Genomic DNA, 23,982 nt, shown 5'->3' with positions numbered 1-23,982 from the left:
TTGACTTGGAAGCACAGAAAAGCCGATCCAGAAATGGATCGGCTTTTTTATGTTTTTCGGATTTACCTACGTCCGGATCGCTTGCTGGAAGAACTCCGTGATTGCCTGCTTTTCGATGCAGCTTTTGATGTCTTGCTGCTGGAGCTGCTGCTGCGAACCGTTGCTTTAGGCTTTGATGAAGAACTTCGGGATCTTACCGACCTTGAAGAGCTCTTCGGTTGGGAATTCGACTTTCTTGAAACCGAAGTGGATGACCGTTTGGAAGAACTGTTGCTGGGCTTGCTGTAAGACGAACGTGTTGTCCGGTTTGTCTTTATTGTTGTTGATTTCGGAGATGGCCGACTTTGCTTCTTCACCGAAGACTTGGTGCCACTTCTGTAAGTCGAATTACTGCTTGGACTCGTTCTACGTGATACCTTGGTGTTGCGTCCTGAAGACGAGTTGTTAACTGACCTGTTGGGCTGAACGGTTGATGACTTGCGTGTTACACTGCTTCTTCTGTTTACGGAAGAGTTTGGGCTTACCCGTGTTGTTGTGCTCGAGCCCGATCGTTTATGAGATACGGAACTGTTCCGTTTAACTGGCCGGCTGCTCACAGATGAGCTGGATGTTCTGCGCCTGCTATCCGAATAGTTTTCGCGTGATCGCTGATTTTTGCGAGCTGTTCGCTTGTAAAGTACATCTCCTTTTCTTCTCAGGTCCGGACGCGAATAGGTTTTCCGGTAGCTTCCTTGTTTTATTCGGGCCGATACCCTCGGAGAATAAGTCCGGACACGACTGTAGTAAAATTTGTTGTAATGTTTGTAATGATGATGGTGCGAATGCCGGTAGTGCGCATAGTAATGGTTGTGATAGTGGGTATGGTACCCATAGTAAGTATGCCAGTAATAGGGGCGCCATGGCCGCCAGTAGGAAGGGTAATGGCCCCATCGCCAGGATGAATGCCAGCTTACGTAGCTCGGACGGTAAATGAACCGAATAACGGGCCAGGCAGCCACCTGAAAAGTGGTAACAGCAACCATGGACGGACGTTCAACGACAACGGTTGAGTTTCCGATATAGCCGGGGTTGGGTCTTTCCTGGTTGTCGGCATAAATGGGTTCAACAATATAATTGGGGCCATAAAGCGCTTCGTCGCCAATTAATTGAATGCGGGCTGATCCGTCATTGAAACGTTCAACGGTAAAAACTGCCACATCTTGTGTTTCATTCTGGTTCAAGGCGGCTCTCAAAACAATGTTGTGGACATGTCCGTCAACATAATCAATTACCATCAGGTAGTCCACCATTCGGTCGCCGTTCAGGTCGAGGTTGTTGATGCGTGAATTTTCATCATTCAAACTTCGTTCAAAATCTTCAAGAGTTTCTGATTCCTGAAAAAGCTTCATGGTGGCGTAGAGGTTGAGGTTGTCTCCAGGCAGTCCGAGGTATTCATTCGGGTAGTTTTTTGCCTGAACGGTACTCGTTGCTGCTATAAACAGTGCGAGTAGGGATATGATGATTGATTTTTTCATGACATTATGTATTAATTAATGATCTGTTTCCAGTGAAAATACAAAACCTGTACCATTATTCATTTCAGAGATGAACTGGATAGATAAACATGCTTTAAATCAGTTGTTTTTTGTCGGTGTAAATTTAAAAATCGGTCTGAAAATGAGATAAAAAAAAGTCCCATGTTTAATGGGACTTAAGATCTTTAAATGGTAAGTTTATTTTAAACTAAGCTAGTTTAACATTGACTGCATTTAATCCTTTTCTGCCTTCTTGCAACTCAAAGGTTACTTCGTCATTCTCTCCGATATTGTCGATTAACCCGGATGAATGCACGAAATATTCTTGCGATGAATCGGCATCTTTGATGAATCCAAAACCTTTGGATTCGTTGAAAAATTTAACTGTTCCTTTGTTCATGATATGAATAGTTTTAATACCGTGCAAGTTAAGGTTAATTATTGGGAATCTTGCATAGATTACCCAAAAAACACCTGCGCTGGACTTAGTCAGGTCGTTTCATTTGTCAAGCATTGCAAGTTGTTTTTGTTTCACAGGGGGAGATTCTTTTTCGATAGAAAACCCTCAGCCACCCGCAAAGCGCGTAAAGTTCCTTTCTTTTTATATTGATGTGCTTCCATACGATGCAGAATGTTATACAGAATTTGCACGGTTTCCTGCATGTTATCTCCTTTGTTAAGCATTACGCATTCCGAACGGGCTGCCATGGAGGCATCCGTAATTTCGGCGCGGGTTGCAACGCCTTCCTTCGACAGCTTCTCAAGAACCTGGGTGGCCCAGATGTTGGGAATGAAAGCGGCTTCGCACAGCCACAGAATTTGCTCCTGAACTTCAGATATGCGTTCAGCTCCCAGTTCAACAGCCAGGTCGCCGCGAGCAATCATCACTCCGATATTGGGATTGCGCATGGCGGTGATCAACAGCTCGGGAAGGTTTTCAAAAGCATCGCTGTTTTCAATTTTTAGAACCAGCCCAATGTCTGCTCTTCCGTAGTTTTTCAGCTGTTTCTGAAGGGCAATCACATCGGCGGCCTGGCGTACAAATGAATAGCCAATGATGTCGGCCTGTTCAGTTAGGAAAGGTAGAAAGCTGAGGTCGTCGGAGGATAGGGAAGGCAGGTTTAGCTTTGAGTCAGGGAGGTTAATTCCTTTTTCAGCCCGAAGCTTACTTCCCTTTTCAATGTTAGCCCGCACAATCTCCACATCGAGGTATTCCGCGGTGATTGCGCTGATGACTCCTCCGATTTTGCCATCGTCAAACCAGATGTGTTCACCCACGTTCAGGTCGGAAAACTGAATAGGAGAGGCAATTGCAATTTGGGCAGGGGCGATCAGTTCTCCGTCAGCGGAGTATTGGGCATCGCGTCCCAGAATTTCTTCCCGATACACGTGCAAATGATCGCCTTTATGCAAAGTCAGATAATTGATCTGTTTTTTCTTCTTCTTTTTCTTTTTTTTCATCTTGACAGGGCCTGTTCGCATTTTCGGGCCGGGCAAGTCCATGTAAATGCGGCATTCCTGACCTGTTTCCCGACAAGCTTGCCGGACATGTGCAATCATCTTTTCCCAATCTTCCTGTGTGTCGTGGCTGCAGTTTACCCGCGCAACTTCAATCCCCAGCTTAATCAATCGTTTGACAAGTTCGTAATCAGTTGCGGCCTCCGAAGGTAAAGTAACCATAATACGCGTGTTGAGCGACTGGTTGCTTTTTCCCAGCAAGCGGGTGGAGTTATTTTCCAGTACATCGTTACTCCGGAAGTAGTTAACCGGGTGCTCGCCCAGATCGTATTTCCCCTGGAATTTTTTCCCCTGGTACAAGTGCAAAAAGTAAAGGATGTTTTCGATGTTGGCTAAAACATAGCGTTCCGAGTGACCAATGGAAGAGAGTCCCATGGCCGATAGTTCCTCCTGAATCTCCCGGAGTTCAAAGGTGCGTAGTTTCAGGTAGCGAATGAAATTGCGTACGCTGTATTGGTAATTCGGATGCACCGACTGGATCATCGGTTCATAATTTTCTTCGCATGAGAGAATCGCCTCCCTGATCCTCATCAACCGAAGGATTAATTTGTCAACATCAATAGATTTCATATTCAGACGATTACTTTTTTGTGTTCGGGTGTTTTGCCACTATTTATCCGTTTGAAAATAAAACATAAAGATAAGAATACTTTTAGGTCTTACTATCGGTGTTGGTTCTTTTCAAGTACCTCTGCCCCGGAATTCGGGAGCTTTTGCCGGGGTCAGCCTTCCAGCTGTTTCCTGCACTTGGGACAAAATGACCAGCCTTTTTGGTCAATGTCTTCCACGTAGGTGCTCGAACGCATGACACAAGTCGGGGTAAGGCAGTGGATAAGGCCAAAGGCGTGCCCCAACTCATGGATCACTTCCTTTCGCAAACGATCTACAAAAACAGGCTCGTTGGGCGCAATGCCATAGCGTTCGTTACGAAGTCGGTATGCCGAAGCAATGCCGCAACGGCCGTTTAAAAAGGCCTGGCCAAAAATGAAGGTGAGAATCGGAATGTATAGATCGACATTGAAAACGGCGAGTGTTTTGGTTTCATCAGAAGCAAATTGCTGGTTGATATCCTGAAGGAGGCGATTTCCGTTGTATTGGCGGCGCGCAGGATCAAAGTAAAGGCTTAGGTCCAGATAACCTTCGCGGACAATAACCGGGATGCGGAATTCCCGTTCGACATCATACATGATTTCACCGAGAAATCGTTTCTCGAAATACCCAAATGAAATTAGTGTGATGTTCTCCGGCTTCATGTATCCGTCGGTTTAAGCAGCAAGCAGGTGGTTTTGTCCGTATCGTCGGGACATGTTTGCCCTATCTTTTTGCTGAATGCTCAATTGTTTGCCTGCTTAAGTTGATATTTCTTGATCTTATTGTATAAAGTCACCCGATCCACTTTCAGCGCTTTGGCCGAAGCCGAAATGTTCCAATTGTACTTATTCAGAATCTGAAGAATATGATGCTTTTCAATATCGTTCAGGCTTTCGAATGAAGGACTGGCTTCCGGTCGGTCGATGGGAAGATCTTTTAAGGTGATTTTCTTGCCGTTCCCAACGACAATGGCTCGCTCAATCATGTTCTCCAGCTCACGGATATTGCCCGGGAATGGGAATTCCTCCAGACGCTTCAAGGCGGCCGGGTCAATGGTCATTACCGCCCTGTTCATGGTTTTGCAGTATTTCTTGATGAAGTAGTCGACCAGCAAGGGGATGTCGTCGGTACGCTCGCGTAAAGGGGGCACGTTGATGTTGACTACGTTGAGGCGGTAGTAAAGGTCTTCGCGAAAAACACCATTGTCCACCATGGTTTTCAGGTCGCGGTTGGTGGCGCAAATCACCCGGAAATCAGACTTAATTTCTTTGTTCCCACCAACGCGCATAAAGCTCTTGCTTTCGAGCACCCTTAGCAATTCGATCTGCATTTTGGGGGAGATAGTCGCAATTTCATCCAGAAAAATGGTGCCGTTGTCGGCCATTTCAAAACGTCCTTTCCGGTTGTAAACGGCTCCGGTAAATGCGCCTTTTTCGTGTCCGAACAGCTCACTCTCAAGTAGGCTTTCGGACAGGGCTCCGCAGTGAACGCTGACCAAGGGGAAGTATTTTCGTGGGGAGTTGGCATGAATGGCGCGTGCTACCAGCTCTTTGCCGGTCCCACTTTCGCCGGTAATAATGACTGAAGCATTGGATTGAGCCACGCTTTCGATTTCCCGAAATACCTGGTTCATGGCTTTACTTTTGCCAATCAGGTCTTCCACATTTTCCAGTGACACCACTTTCTCCTTCAAAACCTCATTCTCCTCCATCAGGGTAATTTGCCGCGATGCATTGCGGATAAGGTGCGATAAGTCATCCGGGTCAAACGGTTTGGTTACATAGTCGAAGGCTCCGTCTTTAAGAGCCTGAACGGCTGTTTCAACCGTGGCAAAGGCGGTCATCATAATCACAATGACATCCTGCTGAATGGCTTTGATGCGCTTGAGCATTTCAAGTCCGTCCATGCCCGGCATCTTAATGTCGGCCAGCACAATGTCGAAAGTTTCAGACTCCAACCTGTTTAAGGCGACTTTGGCATCTTCGGCGCAATCTACCTGGTAGCCGTCTTCAATAAACCAATTGTACAGGGAGTCTCTTACGGAGCTTTCATCGTCAACAATGAGTATGGAGATTTTTTGTGTCATGATTGAGCTTGATTAAGTCTTTATTAATGGGAGGGTGATGGCAATGGTTGTTTCTTTTCCGGGTTCTGACTGAGCTTCAGTTTTTCCTTTATGGTTCTGAATAATGCCATGCACAATGGATAAACCGAGTCCAATTCCGCTGGCTTTTTCTTTAGTCGAGAAAAAGGGTTCAAACACATAAGGCAGGTCGGCTTCGGCAATTCCAACGCCATTGTCAATCACTTCAATCCGGATCGTCTCCGGGTCGGGGTTGAGCGTTCGAAGGGTAATCTCGCCGTTTTCTCCAACAGCTTCCGAAGCATTGACTAAAATAGCCATGCATGCTTGTTTGATCTGGTTCGGGCTGCAGAAGATCAGGTCTTGTTTGGCCGATAAATCAGCCAAAAAGTGAATATTGGCGATCTTCATAGGGTGGCTCATCAGGGTGGCGGTATCGCGCAAGATTTCGTTCAGGTGCTTGGCTTCAAAGCCTTCCTGATCTTTTTTGGAAAAGTCGAGCAGCCCTTTTACAATATCGCCGCAACGCTTGGTTTCGCTTTCAATCAGTTTTAGGTGTTTGAGCATGTTGTTTACCTTCTCCGGATCGAGCTGGGGGTTGCTCAGCTGCTTGTGAATGAGTTTGGTGTAGATCAGAATGCCGGACAGCGGGTTGTTGATTTCGTGTGCGACGGATAATGAAAGTTTCCCCAGCGAGGCAATGCGCTCAATGTTGATGAGTTCATTTTGCGCCTGCCCCAATTCTTCCGACTTCTTCTGAACTTTATATTCCAGTTGTTGGGACCAATTTTGCAGCTCGGTGTTGGCTGTGTGCAGGTTATCCAGCATTTCGTTGAAGGCGTAAGAAACCATGCGCATGTCGGAGAGCGAATTGGGCTTAATACGCAGGCGGGTGTCTTTGTCGCCTTTGGCCACCTTTTCAGCCGCGCGGATAATCTGGTTCAGAGGCTTTTTTATCTTTTTGTCGGTGAACAGAATTAGAAAAAGGATGAGCAAAATGGTCATCAGTGCTGCCATCAGGAAAAAGTCGGTGGTTGACTCTTGCAGGGCACTATCCAGTTTCTCAAGCGGCATTTTAATCATCAGCGATCCCAGTACTTTTTCATCGGGGCTATGGGCATGACAGGCCGCCGTATGGCAGGAAGGATCGTTTAAAATAGGAGATTTGATCATTAAATTACGAATGCTGTCGTTGTCCGGATTCATGATACACTCACTTTTGGCCTCAATAATCCGGTAGGATTTTTCTTCTGCCGAAAACATTTGGGCAAAGTCTTCGTGACAGCTGATGCAGTCGGGGTCGCTGTGGTTGGCCGAGTTGCTCGAAATGGAGGTGTACACCAGGTTGTTGTTGGTGTCGTACATGCTCACATTGTCAATCCCGGACATGTTGTTGATCAGGTCCAACGTTCGCTGTAGCGAGGCCTGATCATTTTTCAGCATGGCATCGTACAAAGCCCCTTCGACCAAAAAGCCAATGTTGTTGCCGTTTTCACTGATCACCGATTTCATGTAATTTTCATTCACCGACCGGAAAATAATTCCGAAGGAGACAAACAGGAAAAAGGAAGAAATGGCGATGATGAAGATAACCCGTCCGTAGATGGAAGAACGGAATTTGACATAACCATTCACAAGAGGTTTGCCAACGCGTTGTTTTTGTTCTATCTTTTTTAACCAGGGCATGGGTGCAGGCTAAAGTTAGTTACTAGGACGAAGTTAGTTGAAAATTGAAACCAGACTCAATTCTGTATTTTGTTATATAACATCTAAATGATGAAATCCGGTTATTTAAAATCATCAGAAACGGCTAAAGCGATGTGGCATGCACACCGCTCTAAAACCGTTTCCTTTCAAGAAGCACTAAGGCTTAAGCGTATTTTTGGTGGTTGTTTAGGTCAGGAAGTTTTCCTGAAAGTCATGCCATACTTCCGGAGGCAGTTCTGCCAACGGATGGTCGACCAATTCTCCTCCGTCCTGTAAAACCACCTGGCTTGGGTCGGGCAAGTGTTTCATGACTGAAGCCGACAGGAAATCCTTGAAGCGGCTCAGTTCCTGGGCTGCCCAGTTGCTGGCATCTTCGGCTAAAAAGTGGGCATTGGTGTCAGCTTTCCAGTTCGAGGGTTTGATCTGGTACATCCAGCCTTGGCGATATGGATCTTCGCGCATCAGGCCGGGCTCTTCGGCTAGCAGCTCATTCATTTGCTTAATTTCGCCTGAGATGGGAGAGAAAATACGCAGGCTTTTTCCGTTGTGGTTAATTTGCGTGAGCCATTCGCCTTTTTGCACTTTTTCGCCCGGTTGTTTCAGGTGCGTAATGCTTACCTCGCCGGTAAGATGAAGCAGCAAGTCGTCAAGCCCAACTTTTGCCGCTCCGTTTTTTTCGAGGTAAGCCCAGCTGTGAAACTTGCTGAAGAAAATTCCGTGAGGAATACGCAGCGTGCTGGCGGTAATCAGTCTGCCAGTCAGTTGCTCCTGCCCGGAGGTTTTTGATTTTCTGGTCAGCAGCATCCAGAATGGAACCAGTAGGAGGAAAAAGCCAATGATGGCCAGGTACTCGATTCCTTTGGTTGCAAAGATATTGGTGTATGTAAATCCGTCCATGATTGTATATTTTAGGTTGTTAATTCAAAATCGTCAGTTGCCTAATGACTGGCTTTTTGTGCCCACTTGGGCGATTCGTCAAGCACAGGCATCCGGCTGATAACCCAGCGGAAAATCCAAATCTGAATGAGGATGATGGTAATGCTAACCACCACTTCCATCCAGGAGGGGACATAATGTACCGCGGCATCCCAGCGAAACGCAATGATCGATACATTCAAACGGTTCAGAATAATGCCAAGTATGGTGATGATGGCGGCCACGCGGCTCAGCAAAATGCTGGACTTTCGGGAAGCATAGAAAAACAGCGCCATCGGAACAAAGACAAAACCAATCATTTCAAGCAGAAACCAATAGCCCATGGGTGTGTTGAGCAAATCCCAGTGTTGTCCGTGAATGAAAACCAGGAATTGCATGGCCAGGTAGGCAAACATGGAAAAAGCACAGATTTTTGAAAGGCTTTGCACCAGGTTATTGCGTGATTCGCGGTTCTTGCTGCTGATTTTTCGGAAGAAGACCCGCTGACTGATTGACCCTTCGAAAATAACCATGGATAGGCCGGCAAACACACTGGATACCAGAAACAGAATTGGAATGAACTCGTTGTACCAGAGCGGGTGAATTTTTTGGCTGGCCATAAGGAACAGGGCCCCTAAACCGGATTGGTGTAAGGTTGAAAGCGTGATTCCGAAAATAACTGCTCCGAGAGTCAGCCCCGAGAGCAGCTTGTGGGCACGACGGGCGCCCAGCCATTCGGCTACAGCCGGAGAAAACTCAATGAGCTGAGCCACAATGTAGAGCAGGAAATGCCAGGCTACGAGAAACAGTACCGAGCTGGCTCCAAAGTTATTGCCAATAATCGGGTTGAAGATGTTCCAGGGTTTGCCCAGGTCGAGCACCAGTGCTCCGGCGTAAAACAGGTAAGCCAGAAAGCCGTTCAGCACGGTTACCCGGACAATGGAGTGGAACTTATCCACTTTCAGAATATAAACGATGAAGGTGAGTACATAGGCGCCACCGGCAAAGGCTACGCCGGTAACTACGTTAAAGCCTTTCCACAAGCCCCAGGGGATTTCCTGATTGATGTTGGAAACGGCTCCCAGGCCTTCTGTAAAGCGAATGACAATAAGAGCCAGCCCCACGAGGATGATCGGAATGGAGATCAGGTTAAAAGGTGTCAGCCATTTTCCTCTGGGTTTTAGCTCGTTCATTAAAAAGCGCCAAGTCGATTGATCTTTGGCTGTTTTGGTTAATGGAATTATTGGGCTAGTCATGATTTTCGTCTTTAGTTTTTCTGGATTTAGTAGCTTCGTGAATACCTAGCAGCAGGGTAGGCACAAGGATAAAGACAGAAGGAACACTGTACAGAAAACCCTTGGTAAGTGCTGGATAAGACGAGGGCTGGATACGGGTATCGAAGCCCAGCTCGCCGGGCGCAACTGGGGCCAGGTATAAGTAACCGGTTCCTCCGGCTACGCGTTCTCCGTAGATTGAATCAACATAGAGCTCAGGGATTTCGGCAATTCGGCGTCGGGCTTCCGCAACCAGCTCGCGGCGGGTTCCAAAGAATAAGGCATCGCCACAGGTTTCAACACAAACCGGTTTTTCGCCTTTGATAATCCGGTCGTAACACATGTCGCATTTCTGAATTTTCGGATTGGTGCTTCCGTATTCAAACTTCGGAACATCGAACGGGCACGAAATCATGCAGTAGCGACATCCCATGCATTTATCTTCACGCCAAATGACGGGGCCTTCTTTGGTTTTGTACATGGCCTGCGTGAGGCAGGCTGCGGCGCAGGCCGGCTCGTTGCAATGCATGCACTGGTTGCGTACATAAACTTCGCCCTGGGAGGTTTCGTAGCTGTTGAGGACGCAGCGTTGGTTCTCACTGGTTTTTCGAACGACACCTACTTCCGGCTTGTCGGTTGGTTCGGGTAGACCGTGGGCTTTGGCGCAGGCTTTTTCACAAGCCTGGCAGCCAATGCAGATGCTTGAATCATACAGAATTCCATAAAATTCGGTCTCCTCATCCTCTGACTTTGCCTTGGGCGCTCCCGAAGCATTGACACCGATAATGGTCATGCCGGTTATCGCAATGCTTTTGAAGAATTTTCTACGATCGATTGTCATAACTCTGTTTTTAGGATAGTGATTATAAGCGTTTAGCGTATGGTTTACTTAGAGGTGTCGATGAACTTGGTTTGAAAGTCGTCCCAAACTTCAGGGGCAAGGTCTGCCAAAACGTTATCGGTCAGTTCGCCGCCATCTTGCAAGACCAAGTGTTCAAAGGCCAGCGTGTTGGTGTTGGCTGCATGAGCCAGAAAATCTTTCAGTCGTGTAAATTCATCCTCAAGCCAATCGCGGTAAGTGTCAACACGAAATAGGAAGCGTACTTCTCTGCTCCAGTTTAAAGGTTCAATCTGATACACCCATCCGTCGGAATAGGGTGCAATGTTTAACTGAACCGGAGCGTTCAGCAACGATTGGTTTTGCGCTTTGATAACTCCGGAAACAGGGGAGTGAATCTCCAGCTGTTTGCCCTCGCGGATGATGGTTAGTATTTTTTCGCCTTTACGAATTTCGGTTCCGGGCTCTTTGAGTTTGACTTGTGTCAGAGGTCCGGTGAGGTGTTGCAAAAAGTCGTCGATGCCAATTTTAACCAGTCCGTCGCGTTCCATAAAGGCCCAGGTGTGGGTTTTGTCGTAGAACAGGCCGGCTGGAGCCTCAATCGCGTCCTCATTCATAGCAGTTGTTATTTCAATGTCGTCACTTCCAATTTCGGCCAGGTCTTCTTGTTTGGAATGAATAAGCCGGTAAACGAAAAACAGAACAAGTACCAGGGCTGCAGCGAGTATCCATCCTAAGGGCAAGCCTGGAGTGTTGTTCTCGGGTGTAGGTTGTGCGTTGGGCTGAATTAAGGCTTCGATGTTAGCCGTTTTTTCGCGGCTGGAAAGATAGCTGTAACCTGAGGCGGCCAGCAGTTCTTGTCCGTTGTTATTGACCCAGCTCAGGAAATCCAACGCATTTTGCTGGTCTGGTTTTGACACGGCCATGGCATAAATCTCAGTGCTCAGTTCACGAGGGTATTTGCCCAGCCAAACACCACGGGTTAGTGCTTCAGGACTTTGGTAGATGTTTTCAAAGCGGTCCAGGCGTCCATTCCTGTTTTTGTCAATCGGAAGAATACAGATGTTTGAAGCAAATGTGGTGTTGTCTGAAGCGATTACATCCGCCAATTTGCAGAATCCAATGGCATTTACGTCTTGTTGCATTGCAGCAAGAAGTTCGGCGGCTGAAGAAAACGCCGTTGCCTGAATGTCAGCTGGTGACACTTGAGTGTAACTGGCAAGTTTTGCTCGAATTTGTTCTTGGTCAACCAGATATATTTGAGCAGATTGGCTGGGAGCGCCTTCGAGAACCTGGCTCCAGTTTGAATGCTCCACAATCAGCTGAGCCAGATCTTCGGCATGAATGCCTTGTTGTTGAATTGCCTGAATAAGCGGGTTGTTTGAATGGATAATCGGTACAATAATATCATGGCCGATAATCATTTTCCAGCTGATTTCCTCTGGAATTACCTGAGGCTGATGCGTTGTCAGGTAGAGCTGATCTTCAGTAAGTGCTGTTTCTGAAGTCATTGTACGGATGGTGATGTCTTTATCTGGATGCTGGCTTTTAAAGTTAGCCACCCAGTCAGAAGTCAGGTTCAGTAGCTCAGGAGAACTAACCAGTTGGAGGCTTGTAGCCTCGGTCTGTTCTCCAGCTTGTTGATCACTCACCACCAAGCCAAAGCCAGCGATGCTGTGCAGTAGAAGTGATAATGTGAAAAAAGTTGCTAAAAAGGTTTTCATAACGTTGATATTAAGTGTGGTTTCTATTTCTACTTAGTCGTAATTGGTTGTTAGTCAATTGTTAGACTGTTTTGCTTCACTATTAGCCAAATAGGATGCCATAAAACAGAACACGCGTAAAGTGCAAATGGTCAGACTGTTATGGGCTTGTGTGTTGTTTGCTTAAACAGAGGGTATTGTTGATATAATCAACAGTTTGCTTTATGGATTTTCTTATTGTGCAGTGAGCTAGTGAGTTGTGTCAAGTGTTGAAAAAATCAATACTGCTGAATTAAACAACACTTTGCGAAGAGAAGTGCTTGAAATTCATTAGAAATAAATGAAATAGGCATCAATTAATTTTTGCATTGGAGTTCAAGTTTGTTCACTTTTCTTGTTTGGAAGAGTCATGATTAATTGCCTGGCATATGTTTTTAAGAGTCGCTAAGTCAGCATTTTCATTATTTTTGTGGCCATGAACAATACTATGGAGCCAAAAACAATTGTGGGTATCGGAAGTGCCCTGGTAGATATTCTGGTTCAACTGGAGGATGACCAGTTGCTGGATGATTTTCAATTGCCTAAAGGGAGCATGACCTTGGTTGATGCTGGTTTGTCGCAAAAGATACTGGACTCAACTCAGGGCTTGAGTCGTTCAATTGAGACAGGCGGTTCGGCTGCGAACACGTTAAGAGCTATAGCACAACTGGGAGGAAAAGCCGGATTTATCGGAAAAATTGCGGATGATTCAATGGGCCATTTTTTCAAAGATGAATTTGAGAAAAGTCATATTGCGCCGCATCTTTTTTACAGTCAGATTCCAACGGGTAAAGCCGCTACCTTGATTTCACCGGATTCGGAGCGGACATTTGGTACTTACCTGGGAGCTGCCAGTGAGTTGGTGGTGGATGATTTGTCGGAAAATTTGTTTGCGGGTTATGACTTTCTTCATATTGAAGGCTACCTGGTTTTTAATCATGAATTGATTGAGGGAGTCTTGAAGCTCGCGAAAAGTCAGGGACTGAAAATTGCCTTGGACTTGGCAAGTTTCAATGTGGTGGAAGCGAACCTGGATTTTCTGAAACACCTGATAGACGAATATGTGGATGTGGTTTTTGCCAATGAAGAAGAGGCTAAGGCTTACACCGGATTGGAACCCGAAGCAGCCTTAAAGCAAATTGCCTTGCAGTGTGAAGTAGCTGTGGTAAAGGTAGGAAAAGATGGTTCGATGATTCAGGCCGGAAATCAATACATAAAAGTGGATACGCCCAAAGTGAAAAGTTTGGATACTACAGGAGCAGGGGATGTTTATGCTTCAGGCTTTTTATTTGGGCTGGCGCATGGTTTTTCGCTTGAAAACTGCGGAAACCTGGCTTCGCTGCTGGCCAGTAAGGTAATTCAGGTATTGGGGGCCAAAATTCCGGATGCGGAATGGCCGGGAATATTTGAACAAGTAGAGGGCTGGAAAAACAATTGACTTGCTGAAGTTGCGGATGGGCCGTTTTAGGGATGGCTCGGATTCAGTAAAAATAAAAAAGGCCACGGTTGCTGTCATCCAGACGAGCAGCCGTGGCCTTTCATATTCCGGCGCTATTAAAACAAGCCGTGTATCTGGGCATCAATTTTATCAATCACGCTGCTCAGATCTTCCGGGTTGTTGGTGATGTTAATGTTATCCACATTAATGATCAACAGTTTTCCTGCTTTGTAACGGTTAATCCAGGCCTCGTAACGCTGATTCAGTTGTTTCAGGTAATCCAGGCGTATGGAGTTTTCATAGTCACGTCCCCGTTGTTGAATCTGATTGACCAAGGTGGGCACCGTCGCCCGAAGGTAAATCAGCAAATCGGGTGCTTTAACCAATTGGCTCATCAGTTGAAACAAGGTGGAGTAGTTGTTAAAGTCGCGGGTGGACATTAAGCCCATAGCATGGAGGTTTGGTGCAAAAATTTCGGCATCCTCGTAAATGGTCCGGTCCTGCACGACGGTTTCTCCTGATTTCTGAATGCCCATTACTTGTGAAAACCGACTGTTTAAGAAGTAAATTTGCAAGTTGAAAGACCAACGTTGCATGTCTTCGTAGAAGTCGTTCAGATACGGATTTTCATCCACATCCTCATAATGAGGGTTCCAACCATAGTGTTTAGCCAGTAAGCCGGCCAGGGTTGTTTTTCCGGCTCCAATGTTACCTGCAAGTGCGATGTGCATGATATAGTTTTTAAATTATGATTTACAAATTTAGTCTTGCTGTCTGAATTAATAGCCTGTGCTAGATTTTTTCCTGCAGCTCTTTCAGTTCATCCAAATATTGCCGGTTGTTGGCCAACCTTGGAATTTTGTTCTGACCACCTACTTTTCCCCGCTGCTTCATCCACTCGTAGAATAAATTTGGTTTCGCTACCAGTAAATGAGGTTTCTCCAGGGTCAGGTTTTTATGCCGCTTGGCTTCATAATCTGAGTTGAGTGTTTTCAGCGAATCGTCGAGTACTTCCATGAAATAATCCAAATCCTCCGGTTTTTGCTCAAACTCGATGATCCACTCGTGGGCTCCTTTTTGATCGTCTTTCATGAAAACTGGTCCGGCCGTGTACTCCTTCACAATTGATCGGGTGCGTTCGGTCGCAATTTTCAGGGCTTGCTCAGCATTGTCAACAATCATTTCTTCACCAAACGCATTGATGAAATGTTTAGTGCGTCCGGTAATTTTAATTTTGAATGGTTTTTTGGAGGTGAATTGAATGGTGTCTCCAATAATGTAGCGCCACAAGCCGCCGTTGGTACTGATAACCAGAGCATAGTTTTTATCCAGCTCGACTTCTGCAAGACTCAGAGTCTTCGGGTTTTCATCGTGCAGATTCTCCATCGGAATAAACTCATAATAAACGCCATAGTCGAGCATCAGCAGCATGTCGCTGCTGTCCGGGTCATCCTGAATGGCAAAAAAGCCTTCCGAAGCGTTGTAGGTTTCCATGTAATTCATGGCCGACGACGGAATAATCTTTTGGTATTGTTCGCGGTAAGGATCAAAGTTGATACCGCCATGAATAAAGACTTCCAGGTTCGGCCAAATATCCAGGATGCTGCTTTTGCCCGTGTGTTGGAGAATGCGGTTGAGCAAAACCAAAAACCAGGATGGAACGCCAGCCAGCGAAGTGACGTTTTCATCCAGCGCTTCGTCAATGATCCGGGCGATTTTCTCCTCAAACTCTTCCAGCAGAGCGACCTGTACGGAAGGGGTACGGATAAATTCGGCCCAGAAAGGCGTGTTTTCAATTAAGATGGCTGAAAGGTCGCCATAGTAGGATTTATTGCTGAAATTATTCACCTGCTGGCTTCCGCCCAGGGTGAGTGTTTTGCCGAACAAAACCCCTGAGTCGGGATTGTTTTTCAGGTAAAGGGCAAAAACATCCTTGGCTCCCCGGTAGTGAACATCTTCAAGCGATTGTTTGCTTACAGGAATAAACTTGCTTTTATCGTTGGTGGTTCCTGAAGACTTGGCAAACCATTTGATTTCGCCGGGCCACAGCAGGTTTTTCTCTCCTTGCCGCAGCCGTTCAATGTAAGGGGCAAAATCTTCGTAATAACGAATGGGAACCCGCTCCTTGAATTCTTGTTCGGAACGGATACTTTTAAAATCATATTGTTTCCCGAATTCGGTGTCGCGTGCTTCTTCAAGCAAGTTGAAAAATACTTCCAACTGAACATCAAAGGGGTGCTTTTTAAAAAGATCTATTTGATAGATGCGCTTAAAGTTGATCCAGTTGATGACGGAATTGATAAATGGCATTCGTGTTTTTTTATGGTGTTAAATACTCACGCTTACAGGTTGCTTTTTCTGCAGGAATCAAATTTATCTTTTTTGTTTGAGACTACCTATTGCCTGATCAGCAAAAATATTTTTCTATTTTTACTTCAAATCTTTTCTGAAAAAGAAAAGCAACATTTTGTTTCCTTACTTAAATCGCTCGGCGTGAATTACATTGATATTGTTCTTGCTGTTTTGTTGATACTTGCAGCATTTCGTGGTTTCTATAAAGGTTTTGTGGCCGAAGTGGCTTCGTTGGCTGCCTTAGTATTGGGCGTTTGGGGAGCTATCCACTTTTCGCATTTCACGGCAGACTACATTGTTGAAACGTTCAATTACCAATCAGATCACCTCGGGCTGGTTTCTTTTTTGGTCACTTTTGTGATCATTGTTATTCTGGTTCACTTGGTGGGTAAAGCTATTGAAACCATTATTTCGGCTGTTGCCCTGGGCTTTATAAACCGGTTGGCCGGAATTCTCTTTGGCGTAATTAAGTCGGCCTTGATCCTGAGTGTTCTTTTGCTGATTTTTGATGAAGTGGATGAAAACGTAAAAATTCTTCCAAAGGATGTGAAAGAGGAATCACAGATGTATGAGCCGGTGAAAAATTTGTTGCCTACCCTGTTTCCTTTTCTGAACCTGGGCGATGTGGACGAGGGGTTGTTCGAACCGCAAAAACAAAAGGAACATGAAAAAATGGTTTAAACGCGAAAAACCTTCGTTTGACGAGCTGGAAGAACATGCTTGCCCAAACTGTTCGCATGTGTTTAAAGGGTTTTACTGTCCGAATTGCGGGCAGTCTACCTCCGAATTTGACCGTCCGGTAGGTTTTGTTTTTTATGATTTTCTGGGCAATTTTCTGGCTTTTGATTCCCGTTTTGTCCGCACTTTTCGCGATTTGATTTTCAAACCTGCTTTTCTGACGCAGGAATTTTTTAAAGGACGCCGGGCACGGTATGCTCCTCCTTTCCGTGTTTATATTTTCATGAGTTTTATTCTGTTCCTGCTTCTGCAGGTAATGACCAACAGGGGATTAAATACTGCATTGGAATACTCCATCGCGAAGGAGTGGGAGGCAGCGTCGGCTTTCGATTCGGTGGTTGATGCGAAGCTCGATTCAGTTCAAATTGAGTTGCAGCAGAGCATGGGAGACGAGTCTTCCGTGGCCTTGAACTATGATGATTTGCTGAAGGCTCCCAATGTAAAACAAGGGTTGAATGGCTTGGCCAGTCAGCTGGAACAGGAAGCTGAACGTACGGAGGACTTGGCGGAAAAAAAGGAGCTGGCAGATGTTGCGGCCATGCTTCGGTCTCCGGATCAGCGGGTTGCTAAGTTTTTGCAATACCTGTCTTATGCCTTTTTTGTTTTGCTGCCGGTGTTTGCCCTACTGCTTAGCTTGATTTATGTGCGGCACCATGTTTTTTACGTCCGTCATTTAATTTTTTCCGTGCATCTGCATGCGTTTATTTTTTTCTTGCTAAGCGTGGTTGTGCTCGGGCACTTATTTCTTTCTAGCTCCGTCGCAGTCTTTTTTATGTGGCTGTTGCTGCTGATTCCGGTTTATAGTTATTGGTCATTGAAAAAATTCTATGGGCAGACTTACCTGAAAACGCTGGCCAAATTTCTGCTTCTCGGATTTATCTATCACGCTATTCTAGTTGTTGTGCTGGTTGCGGTTTTCATCAATGCCTTGGGGTAAACATAGGAAGTGGCTAGCCGGATCGGAGCTTAAAATATTAAACAGAACCTTCAGCCCTTAACGGTTCATTTTTATATCTTTGCCAAATTTCACGGACCAAATCACTTTTTACTCCTTGCAATTTTCATTGTCTGCGAAAAAGAGGTTTTCGGCCATCGAAAAAATTACAGAACATTAATTCAAATAGTTATAGATGAACTTTGTTGAAGAATTAAACTGGCGTGGCATGATTCACGATATCATGCCTGGAACTGAGGAGCAACTAAAAAAAGAACTGACCACGGCCTATGTCGGAATTGATCCGACGGCAGATTCATTGCATATCGGGCACTTAGTTGGTGTGATGATGTTGAAGCACCTTCAGTTAGCCGGGCACAAACCAATTGCATTAATTGGTGGTGCAACAGGAATGATTGGAGACCCTTCGGGCAAGTCGCAGGAGCGTAATTTGCTGGACGAAGAAACCCTTCGTCATAACCAGAATTGTATTAAAGCCCAGTTGAACCGCTTCCTGGATTTTGATTCAGGCGAACCCAATTCGGCTGAATTGGTGAATAACTACGACTGGATGAAAGAATACAGCTTTCTGGAGTTCATTCGTGATATTGGCAAGCATTTGACGGTGAATTACATGATGTCGAAAGACAGTGTGAAGAAACGGCTGGGAGAAGATGCCAAAGTGGGAATGTCTTTTACCGAGTTTTCTTACCAATTGGTGCAAGGAACGGACTTTTTACACCTGTATCGTTCGAAAAATTGCAAACTGCAGATGGGAGGATCAGACCAGTGGGGAAATATTACTACCGGTACTGAGTTGATTCGCCGCAAAGAAAGTGGAGAAGCTTTTGCCTTGACCTGTCCTTTGATTACCAAAGCCGACGGAACGAAATTTGGAAAAACGGAAAGCGGCAATGTGTGGCTGGATGCCAAGCTGACTTCTCCGTATAAGTTTTTCCAGTTCTGGCTGAATACTTCGGATGAGGATGCGGAAAGATACATCAAGATTTTTACGCTGTTAACCCGTGATGAAGTGGCTGATTTGGTTGCTCGCCACAAACAAGCACCACATGAGCGTGAGCTGCAAAAGAAACTGGCCGAGGAGATTACGGTTATGGTTCACTCGCGCGAAGATTATGAGATGGCTGTAGAGGCTTCTCAGATTTTGTTTGGACGCGGAACAGCAGAAAACCTGAAAAAACTGGATGAGCAAACCTTCCTGGCTGTTTTTGAAGGTGTGCCTCAGTTTGTGGTTTCTAAAGCAGAACTTGCCGCGGGAATCAACGTGGTGGACTTGCTGGCCGATACAGCAGCTGTTTTCCCTTCAAAAGGAGAATTGAGACGCACCATTAAAGGAAACGGACTCAGCATTAACAAGGATAAAGTTACGGATCAGGAGTTGTCTGTCAACGAAGATTACCTGATTGGTGATAAGTACATTCTGGTTCAGAAAGGAAAGAAAAATTATTATTTGCTGATTGCTGAATAAGCAGAAGGGTGTCTAACAAGTCGGCTTCGTTTTCAACAGTTTCATTTAGTAGAACCTACTAAGTTGTTGAAAGCAAAGGAAACGATTTTTAGACACCCTTTTATTTTGGGCTTTTTTGTGCCCGATTTATACAAAACAAAGGGTATATTCGTTTAAAGAAAGACCAAACACCTAAATGTTTATGAGAAGTTTTTTTGATAACCAGAATCTGTTGGCTATTGTCTGGAAATGGAAACTGCACCTGCTTATTGTTGGAGTGGTAACTATTTTGGCAGCCGCTGTCTTTTCTTCCCCTTTGTTTATTCAACCCCTGTTTCAATCGCAGGCGCGGGTTTATCCCACCAATACCAACACGTTTTCAGAGGAGTCGGAGAGTGAGCAAATGTTGGAGATGCTTAATTCTTCGGATCTGAAATGGCAGCTTATCGATGCGTTTGATTTGACTTCCCGCTTTGATATTTCAACCGCTGAACGTTTTTACCGGACGAAAATCATGGAAGAGTACAATGACCGAATAAGTTGTAAAAAGACCGAGTATGAGTCGATTGAAATTAAGGCACTTGATGCCGAACCGGTGGTGGCCAGCGCCATGGTCGATTCGCTAATCCATTTTTACAACCGCAAGATTTTGACCCTTCACCAGGAAAAGGCGCGCGAAAATGCGGCTACCATTTTAAAACAACTGAAGCGTAAAAGAATTGCGATTGAGGAGGTTTCAGAAAAAATGGAGCCGTTGAGAAAAGAATATGGTTTGCTGGATTATGAGATTCAAGCCGCTCAGGTAACGCAAGGGTATTTGCTGGCCCTGGCTGAGGGAGCCAGCAGTCGTTCGGTGGCTGATATTAAAGAGTTAAAAGCGAACCTGGAAGAACAGGGGGGGGGCTTTTTCCTGCTTCAAAAAGAACTCGCTGGCCTGGAAGCTCAGCGCGATACGCTGGCTAATCGCTACGATAATGCCTTGATTGAGGCGGAAAAGAATTCAACCTACACGATGGTTATTGAAAAGCCATTTCCTGCTGATAAAAAAGCTTACCCCATCCGTTGGTTAATCGTGTTGTTTTGCCTGCTTGCGGTTGAGGCACTGGCCTTACTTACTATTTTTTGTGTTGAAGGAATTCAATTGTCCAGCCGCTAGATGTTGTCTCCCAAATCATTTCGTTTTGTCATTTTTTACGGGGTTGTTGTTTTGTTTTTGGCACTCAACTTCTACTTTGTGGTTAATCAGCAAAGCCTGTTGATTAATGTATTACCTTTTGCTTTGGCCTTTGTGCTCACAGCCTTTATGCGGATGGATAACTTATTGCTGCTGGTGGCTTTCTTAACACCTTTGTCATTACCGTTGCACGATTTGGTTGAAGGCCTGCCTTTTGATATGTATTTGCCCACCGAGCCTTTGCTGTTTGGTGTGTTGATCTTGTTTATCTTTCAGGTGGCCAGGCAGCAAACCTTTGATAAGCGTATCCTCAGGCATCCGGTTTCACTGGCTCTGTATTTTTATCTGGGCTGGATGCTGCTGACCTCGTTAAGCAGTAGCATGCCGGTGGTTTCCTTAAAATACTGGTTGTCGAAGCTTTGGTTTTTGATCGCATTTTACTTTCTGGGCTTTTTGCTCTTTCAGAAAAAAACGAACATTTATCGTTTTGCAGGGCTTTATTGCAGTGCTTTTGTGTTGGTCATTTACTATGCGTGGTCCCGGCATTTTGCCTTGGGTTTTCACAATGTTCAAGCGGCCCATTTTGTTATGAACCCTTTTTACAAAGATCACACCTCGTATGGTGCCATGTTGGCCTTTTTCATTCCTTTTTTGCTTGGCGTTACCTTATTTAAGGGCTACCGGAAAGGGTTTCGTAAGATGGCTGCTTTGGCTCTACTTTTATTTTCGGCAGCTTTGCTGTTGTCCTACAGCCGGGCTGCGTGGTTGAGCTTGGGGGCTGCAGCAGTTGTTTGGGCTATTCTGAAGCTGCGCATTCGCTTTCGTCCGTTGTTGATTACCGGCTTAACTGCCCTTGCGCTGATACTGACTTTTCAGACTCAGCTGCTCAGCATGCTGGAACGCAATGATCAGGAGTCTTCGGCTAACTTAATGGCGCATGTTTCGTCGATGACCAATGTGTCCAGCGATGCCTCCAATCTGGAGCGGATCAATCGGTGGAGTTGCGCGATGCGTATGTTTGAAGAAAGGCCGGTGTGGGGGTGGGGACCCGGAACTTACATGTTTCAATATGCCCCCTTTCAGTTAACCAGGCACCGGACAATTATAAGCACCAACTCGGCCAATCGCGGAAATGCGCACAGCGAGTACCTGGGGATTTTAGCTGAATCGGGTTTCATCGGGCTGATCAGTCTGTTGGTTTTGATTACAGTGGTGCTTTACACCGGAATTCATGCTTATTCGCGTGCATCAGACAAGGAAACGCGGATGCTTATTTTATGCACATTGCTGGGTTTAGTCACTTACCTGGTTCATGGTACTTTAAACAACTTTTTGGATAGCGACAAGGTGGCTGTGCCCTTTTGGGCTTTTGTCGCTATTTTGGTTGTGCTTGACGGGAAAACGAAAGAACAGCAAGCTGAATTGAGTGGAAAATAAAAAAGCCCGGTTTCCCGGGCTTTTCAATCATTGCTGAAGGTTTTATTTTTTTACACGTTCGCTGTAGCAGCGTTCGCGGGTATCGACTTTAATGATGTCGTTTTCATTGATGAATAAAGGAACCATCAGTTCAGCACCTGTTTCAAGAGTCGCTGGTTTCAGCGCTGTTGAACTGGCTGTGTTTCCTTTTTCGCCAGGAATGGTTTGAGTAACTTCCAATTCAACAAAAGGAGGCAGCTCAGCAGTCAGTGGGGTTTCATTTTCAGCCTGGAAGTTTACCTCAATCATTTGGCCTTCTTTCATCAAATCGGCGTTTTCAATCATGTCCGGATTCAGTGAAATTTGCTCAAATGTTTCGGTGTGCATGAAGTTGCACCCCATGTCATCTTTATACAGGTATTGATACGGTCTTCTTTCAACCCGAACCACATCTACTTTTACTCCGGCATTAAAGGTGTTTTCAAGCACTTTCCCGGTTTTAACATTTTTCAATTTGGTACGCACAAAAGCGGCACCTTTACCGGGCTTAACATGTTGAAATTGTACAATGGTAAAAATCTGTCCGTTGTATTCAATTGTCAGTCCGTTTCTAAAATCTGATGTACTAGCCATATCTTTGAATTATAATGAATTGCAAATTTTGCTGCAAAAATAGTTATTTTCTGCTTAATATTTTCCTTTTCTGCCGCTAATCAATTCATTTGTTGAACTTAGTCCACTTGTTCGATGCCATTTTTTTTGTAGGAATGGAGTTCACATTTTAGGGCACCCACTCTCAGATCGAACTCAAGCAAGAGTGGAATGCGGTGCTCATCGTTGGTAATGTAAAACTTAAGGCCGCTGTTGCTGTTCAACACTTTCCCCTTGTCAATGCGGGGCTGAATGATATGACATTCTTTGGTGCCGAGTTTGGATTTTATTTTGGTTTTTCCCAGGTATTTCACCTTCATTACAAAATGTTCATCGGCATGAAAAACCGGGATGGAAAATTCTTCTCCTCCCTCAAACTGATCGAGGTAATTGGTATGACGCATGTAGAAAAATGCCGTGACAAAGTCAACCGTATTGTGCGGTACTTTTTTGGGGCCGGACCGTTGCGAGTAGATAGAGTCCCGGTCGTTGAAGAAGAAGGCTTCGTTGTACCAGCGATAGTTGCCTTCTTTAATGTTTCGAATGGCTTTATAAGGCAGGTAAGTTTTAGGATCGACAATACTTTCATATATGTCATGAACGCCAAACAACATATTGGTTACCCCAACGGTGTTGCCGTCCAGAAGAAGATGAATGGCTTCTTTGCCTTCGTAGGTGGTGTCTTCGACACTCAAAATTGCTTCGCCTCCCTTGAAGAAGCCGTATTTCATGTGGTACTTCAGTTCTTCATGGGGCTGGGCATTGACAAGAATGGCCGCCAGTAAAAAGGAAATGATTAGTTGTATTTTCATGATTTCAGCATATTTTTCTTGGGAATGCCCGCAATGAAATCTTTCAGGTAGAAAGGCTCAAAATAGGCCACATCCTCAAAGTGATTGTTATCAAACGCTTTCTGTGCCAGAGAACACATAAACTGTGCCGAAGTCTCAAGGTTGCTGATAAAGATGGCATTAGGGTGGTCAATGACCGGTTGGCATTTAGAGGCTCCATTGCCAAAAAATACGATCGGGTGCTGGTCCAGTTGGCTGGCAAAAGTGTCTGCATCCACAATCTTGGCAGAAACTGATTCCAGCTCTTGATTCTGCAAATCATACATGGCGGTGTACACTTCCATACGCCGGGCATCAATCATGGGGCATAGCCGAAGTTGTGCATGAGGCTGAATGGCATATTTTTCGAGATTGAAGCTGACATGATCGCTCATGGCTTGCAAGGGACTGATGGCAATCAACGGAATTTGATTGGCATAACAAATGCCTTTGGCCAATGAAACACCAATGCGAAGTCCGGTGTACGAGCCGGGGCCTTTGCTGATGGCGACTGCTTGTAGTTGGTTGAAATCAAGTTTATTGCGCTGGATTAACTGATCGGCAAATACACTTAATAAGCGCGCATGATTTTGGCCTTCATTACTTTCAATATAATCCACCAGTTGACCATTTTTTGACAGAGACACACTACATACCTGGGTTGATGATTCGAGATTTAATATTAATGTCATTGTTTTCTTCCTTTAAACCGCAAAATTAAGATATTAACAGCATAAGCCCCTAAAATGATTTGGAAAATTGAATAAAGCTTTTTTGTTAAAAACAATTGGTCTAAAAA

General features: G+C 45.2%; 21 protein-coding genes. 6 read left to right on the top strand and 15 right to left on the bottom strand.

The window, feature by feature from the left end:
* Positions 1 to 62: 62 nt before the first annotated feature.
* The 10 genes from ACRD6K_RS05815 to ACRD6K_RS05770 form a co-directional block, all read right to left on the bottom strand.
* Positions 63 to 1,514: a hypothetical protein gene (locus tag ACRD6K_RS05815; RefSeq protein ID WP_430972465.1), complete on the bottom strand. Its 1,452-nt coding sequence runs from the start codon at positions 1,512 to 1,514 to the stop codon at positions 63 to 65.
* 208 nt (positions 1,515 to 1,722) lie between these two features.
* A complete protein-coding gene (locus tag ACRD6K_RS05810; protein WP_299578819.1) occupies positions 1,723 to 1,914 on the bottom strand; it encodes a cold-shock protein in 192 nt (63 codons plus the stop codon).
* Positions 1,915 to 2,045: 131 nt separating this feature from the next.
* Positions 2,046 to 3,602 (bottom strand): pyruvate kinase, encoded by a 1,557-nt coding sequence (locus ACRD6K_RS05805; RefSeq protein WP_430972464.1) that lies wholly within the window; start codon positions 3,600 to 3,602, stop codon positions 2,046 to 2,048.
* A gap of 152 nt (positions 3,603 to 3,754) precedes the next feature.
* Positions 3,755 to 4,285, bottom strand: coding sequence for an archaemetzincin family Zn-dependent metalloprotease (locus ACRD6K_RS05800; protein WP_299578815.1), 531 nt, complete (start codon positions 4,283 to 4,285; stop codon positions 3,755 to 3,757).
* Positions 4,286 to 4,365: 80 nt separating this feature from the next.
* Positions 4,366 to 5,709, bottom strand: a complete 1,344-nt coding sequence (locus tag ACRD6K_RS05795; RefSeq protein ID WP_430972463.1) for a sigma-54-dependent transcriptional regulator — start codon at positions 5,707 to 5,709, stop codon at positions 4,366 to 4,368.
* A gap of 12 nt (positions 5,710 to 5,721) precedes the next feature.
* Complete coding sequence (locus ACRD6K_RS05790; RefSeq protein WP_430972462.1) at positions 5,722 to 7,392, bottom strand: ATP-binding protein; 1,671 nt, start codon at positions 7,390 to 7,392, stop codon at positions 5,722 to 5,724.
* A 207-nt stretch (positions 7,393 to 7,599) separates the two neighbouring features.
* Entirely contained in the window at positions 7,600 to 8,310 is a 711-nt protein-coding gene (locus ACRD6K_RS05785) for a glycine cleavage system protein H (RefSeq protein ID WP_430972461.1), read from the bottom strand.
* A 41-nt stretch (positions 8,311 to 8,351) separates the two neighbouring features.
* A complete protein-coding gene (gene nrfD, locus ACRD6K_RS05780) occupies positions 8,352 to 9,584 on the bottom strand; it encodes an NrfD/PsrC family molybdoenzyme membrane anchor subunit (protein WP_430972460.1) in 1,233 nt (410 codons plus the stop codon).
* On the bottom strand, positions 9,577 to 10,443 hold the full coding sequence (locus ACRD6K_RS05775) for a 4Fe-4S dicluster domain-containing protein (RefSeq protein WP_430972459.1): 867 nt from the start codon (positions 10,441 to 10,443) through the stop codon (positions 9,577 to 9,579). Before ACRD6K_RS05775 ends, nrfD begins: the two co-directional genes overlap by 8 nt.
* A 44-nt stretch (positions 10,444 to 10,487) precedes the next feature.
* Entirely contained in the window at positions 10,488 to 12,164 is a 1,677-nt protein-coding gene (locus ACRD6K_RS05770; RefSeq protein ID WP_430972458.1) for a hypothetical protein, read from the bottom strand.
* Positions 12,165 to 12,618: 454 nt separating this feature from the next.
* Here ACRD6K_RS05770 and ACRD6K_RS05765 point away from each other — a divergent pair, with 454 nt between their 5' ends.
* Positions 12,619 to 13,620, top strand: a complete 1,002-nt coding sequence (locus ACRD6K_RS05765; protein WP_430972457.1) for an adenosine kinase — start codon at positions 12,619 to 12,621, stop codon at positions 13,618 to 13,620.
* A 116-nt stretch (positions 13,621 to 13,736) separates the two neighbouring features.
* Here ACRD6K_RS05765 and ACRD6K_RS05760 read toward each other — a convergent pair whose 3' ends face one another.
* Positions 13,737 to 14,351, bottom strand: coding sequence for a deoxynucleoside kinase (locus ACRD6K_RS05760; protein ID WP_430972456.1), 615 nt, complete (start codon positions 14,349 to 14,351; stop codon positions 13,737 to 13,739).
* Between the two features lie 61 nt (positions 14,352 to 14,412).
* Positions 14,413 to 15,930: a GH3 auxin-responsive promoter family protein gene (locus ACRD6K_RS05755; protein WP_430972455.1), complete on the bottom strand. Its 1,518-nt coding sequence runs from the start codon at positions 15,928 to 15,930 to the stop codon at positions 14,413 to 14,415.
* A gap of 183 nt (positions 15,931 to 16,113) precedes the next feature.
* On the opposite strand from ACRD6K_RS05755, the gene ACRD6K_RS05750 reads away from it, so the two are divergent.
* The 5 genes from ACRD6K_RS05750 (at position 16,114) to ACRD6K_RS05730 (ending at position 21,723) form a co-directional block, all read left to right on the top strand.
* Positions 16,114 to 16,653, top strand: coding sequence for a CvpA family protein (locus ACRD6K_RS05750; RefSeq protein WP_430972454.1), 540 nt, complete (start codon positions 16,114 to 16,116; stop codon positions 16,651 to 16,653).
* A complete protein-coding gene (locus ACRD6K_RS05745; protein ID WP_430972453.1) occupies positions 16,637 to 17,647 on the top strand; it encodes a DUF3667 domain-containing protein in 1,011 nt (336 codons plus the stop codon). Before ACRD6K_RS05750 ends, ACRD6K_RS05745 begins: the two co-directional genes overlap by 17 nt.
* Positions 17,648 to 17,840: 193 nt before the next feature.
* Positions 17,841 to 19,133 (top strand): tyrosine--tRNA ligase, encoded by a 1,293-nt coding sequence (gene tyrS / locus ACRD6K_RS05740; protein WP_430972452.1) that lies wholly within the window; start codon positions 17,841 to 17,843, stop codon positions 19,131 to 19,133.
* Positions 19,134 to 19,314: 181 nt separating this feature from the next.
* Positions 19,315 to 20,268, top strand: a complete 954-nt coding sequence (locus tag ACRD6K_RS05735; RefSeq protein WP_430972451.1) for a Wzz/FepE/Etk N-terminal domain-containing protein — start codon at positions 19,315 to 19,317, stop codon at positions 20,266 to 20,268.
* On the top strand, positions 20,269 to 21,723 hold the full coding sequence (locus tag ACRD6K_RS05730; RefSeq protein ID WP_430972450.1) for an O-antigen ligase family protein: 1,455 nt from the start codon (positions 20,269 to 20,271) through the stop codon (positions 21,721 to 21,723). It begins immediately after the preceding gene.
* 42 nt (positions 21,724 to 21,765) lie between these two features.
* Here the strand turns inward: ACRD6K_RS05730 and efp are convergent, their stop codons facing one another.
* The 3 genes from efp to tsaB all read right to left on the bottom strand — a co-directional run bounded on the left by efp (position 21,766) and on the right by tsaB (position 23,875).
* Positions 21,766 to 22,335, bottom strand: a complete 570-nt coding sequence (gene efp / locus ACRD6K_RS05725; protein ID WP_299578786.1) for an elongation factor P — start codon at positions 22,333 to 22,335, stop codon at positions 21,766 to 21,768.
* Positions 22,336 to 22,433: 98 nt separating this feature from the next.
* Positions 22,434 to 23,165 carry a DUF3108 domain-containing protein gene (locus ACRD6K_RS05720; RefSeq protein ID WP_430972449.1) on the bottom strand — a complete coding sequence of 244 codons (732 nt, stop codon included), beginning with the start codon at positions 23,163 to 23,165 and terminating at the stop codon, positions 22,434 to 22,436.
* On the bottom strand, positions 23,162 to 23,875 hold the full coding sequence (tsaB, locus tag ACRD6K_RS05715) for a tRNA (adenosine(37)-N6)-threonylcarbamoyltransferase complex dimerization subunit type 1 TsaB (RefSeq protein ID WP_430972448.1): 714 nt from the start codon (positions 23,873 to 23,875) through the stop codon (positions 23,162 to 23,164). The genes ACRD6K_RS05720 and tsaB overlap by 4 nt, the downstream gene beginning before the upstream one ends.
* Positions 23,876 to 23,982 lie beyond the last annotated feature (107 nt).

The sequence above is a fragment of the Sunxiuqinia rutila genome, assembly GCF_050589705.1.
GTDB classification, from domain to species: Bacteria; Bacteroidota; Bacteroidia; order Bacteroidales; family Prolixibacteraceae; genus Sunxiuqinia; species Sunxiuqinia rutila.
This window is presented reverse-complemented; position numbering and strand designations above follow the sequence as displayed.

Bases quoted from the DNA above. Each gene is read 5' to 3' on its own strand.
- ACRD6K_RS05795 (WP_430972463.1), bottom strand. From the start codon at position 5,709: ATGACACAAAAAATCTCCATACTCATTGTTGACGATGAAAGCTCCGTA.
- ACRD6K_RS05720 (WP_430972449.1), bottom strand. From the start codon at position 23,165: ATGAAAATACAACTAATCATTTCCTTTTTACTGGCGGCCATTCTTGTC.
- ACRD6K_RS05815 (WP_430972465.1), bottom strand. From the start codon at position 1,514: ATGAAAAAATCAATCATCATATCCCTACTCGCACTGTTTATAGCAGCA.
- ACRD6K_RS05770 (WP_430972458.1), bottom strand. From the start codon at position 12,164: ATGAAAACCTTTTTAGCAACTTTTTTCACATTATCACTTCTACTGCAC.
- ACRD6K_RS05775 (WP_430972459.1), bottom strand. From the start codon at position 10,443: ATGACAATCGATCGTAGAAAATTCTTCAAAAGCATTGCGATAACCGGC.
- ACRD6K_RS05755 (WP_430972455.1), bottom strand. From the start codon at position 15,930: ATGCCATTTATCAATTCCGTCATCAACTGGATCAACTTTAAGCGCATC.
- ACRD6K_RS05735 (WP_430972451.1), top strand. From the start codon at position 19,315: ATGAGAAGTTTTTTTGATAACCAGAATCTGTTGGCTATTGTCTGGAAA.
- ACRD6K_RS05810 (WP_299578819.1), bottom strand. From the start codon at position 1,914: ATGAACAAAGGAACAGTTAAATTTTTCAACGAATCCAAAGGTTTTGGA.
- ACRD6K_RS05730 (WP_430972450.1), top strand. From the start codon at position 20,269: ATGTTGTCTCCCAAATCATTTCGTTTTGTCATTTTTTACGGGGTTGTT.
- ACRD6K_RS05805 (WP_430972464.1), bottom strand. From the start codon at position 3,602: ATGAAATCTATTGATGTTGACAAATTAATCCTTCGGTTGATGAGGATC.
- ACRD6K_RS05790 (WP_430972462.1), bottom strand. From the start codon at position 7,392: ATGCCCTGGTTAAAAAAGATAGAACAAAAACAACGCGTTGGCAAACCT.
- ACRD6K_RS05765 (WP_430972457.1), top strand. From the start codon at position 12,619: ATGAACAATACTATGGAGCCAAAAACAATTGTGGGTATCGGAAGTGCC.
- ACRD6K_RS05800 (WP_299578815.1), bottom strand. From the start codon at position 4,285: ATGAAGCCGGAGAACATCACACTAATTTCATTTGGGTATTTCGAGAAA.
- ACRD6K_RS05760 (WP_430972456.1), bottom strand. From the start codon at position 14,351: ATGCACATCGCACTTGCAGGTAACATTGGAGCCGGAAAAACAACCCTG.
- ACRD6K_RS05745 (WP_430972453.1), top strand. From the start codon at position 16,637: ATGAAAAAATGGTTTAAACGCGAAAAACCTTCGTTTGACGAGCTGGAA.
- tsaB (WP_430972448.1), bottom strand. From the start codon at position 23,875: ATGACATTAATATTAAATCTCGAATCATCAACCCAGGTATGTAGTGTG.
- ACRD6K_RS05785 (WP_430972461.1), bottom strand. From the start codon at position 8,310: ATGGACGGATTTACATACACCAATATCTTTGCAACCAAAGGAATCGAG.
- efp (WP_299578786.1), bottom strand. From the start codon at position 22,335: ATGGCTAGTACATCAGATTTTAGAAACGGACTGACAATTGAATACAAC.
- nrfD (WP_430972460.1), bottom strand. From the start codon at position 9,584: ATGACTAGCCCAATAATTCCATTAACCAAAACAGCCAAAGATCAATCG.
- tyrS (WP_430972452.1), top strand. From the start codon at position 17,841: ATGAACTTTGTTGAAGAATTAAACTGGCGTGGCATGATTCACGATATC.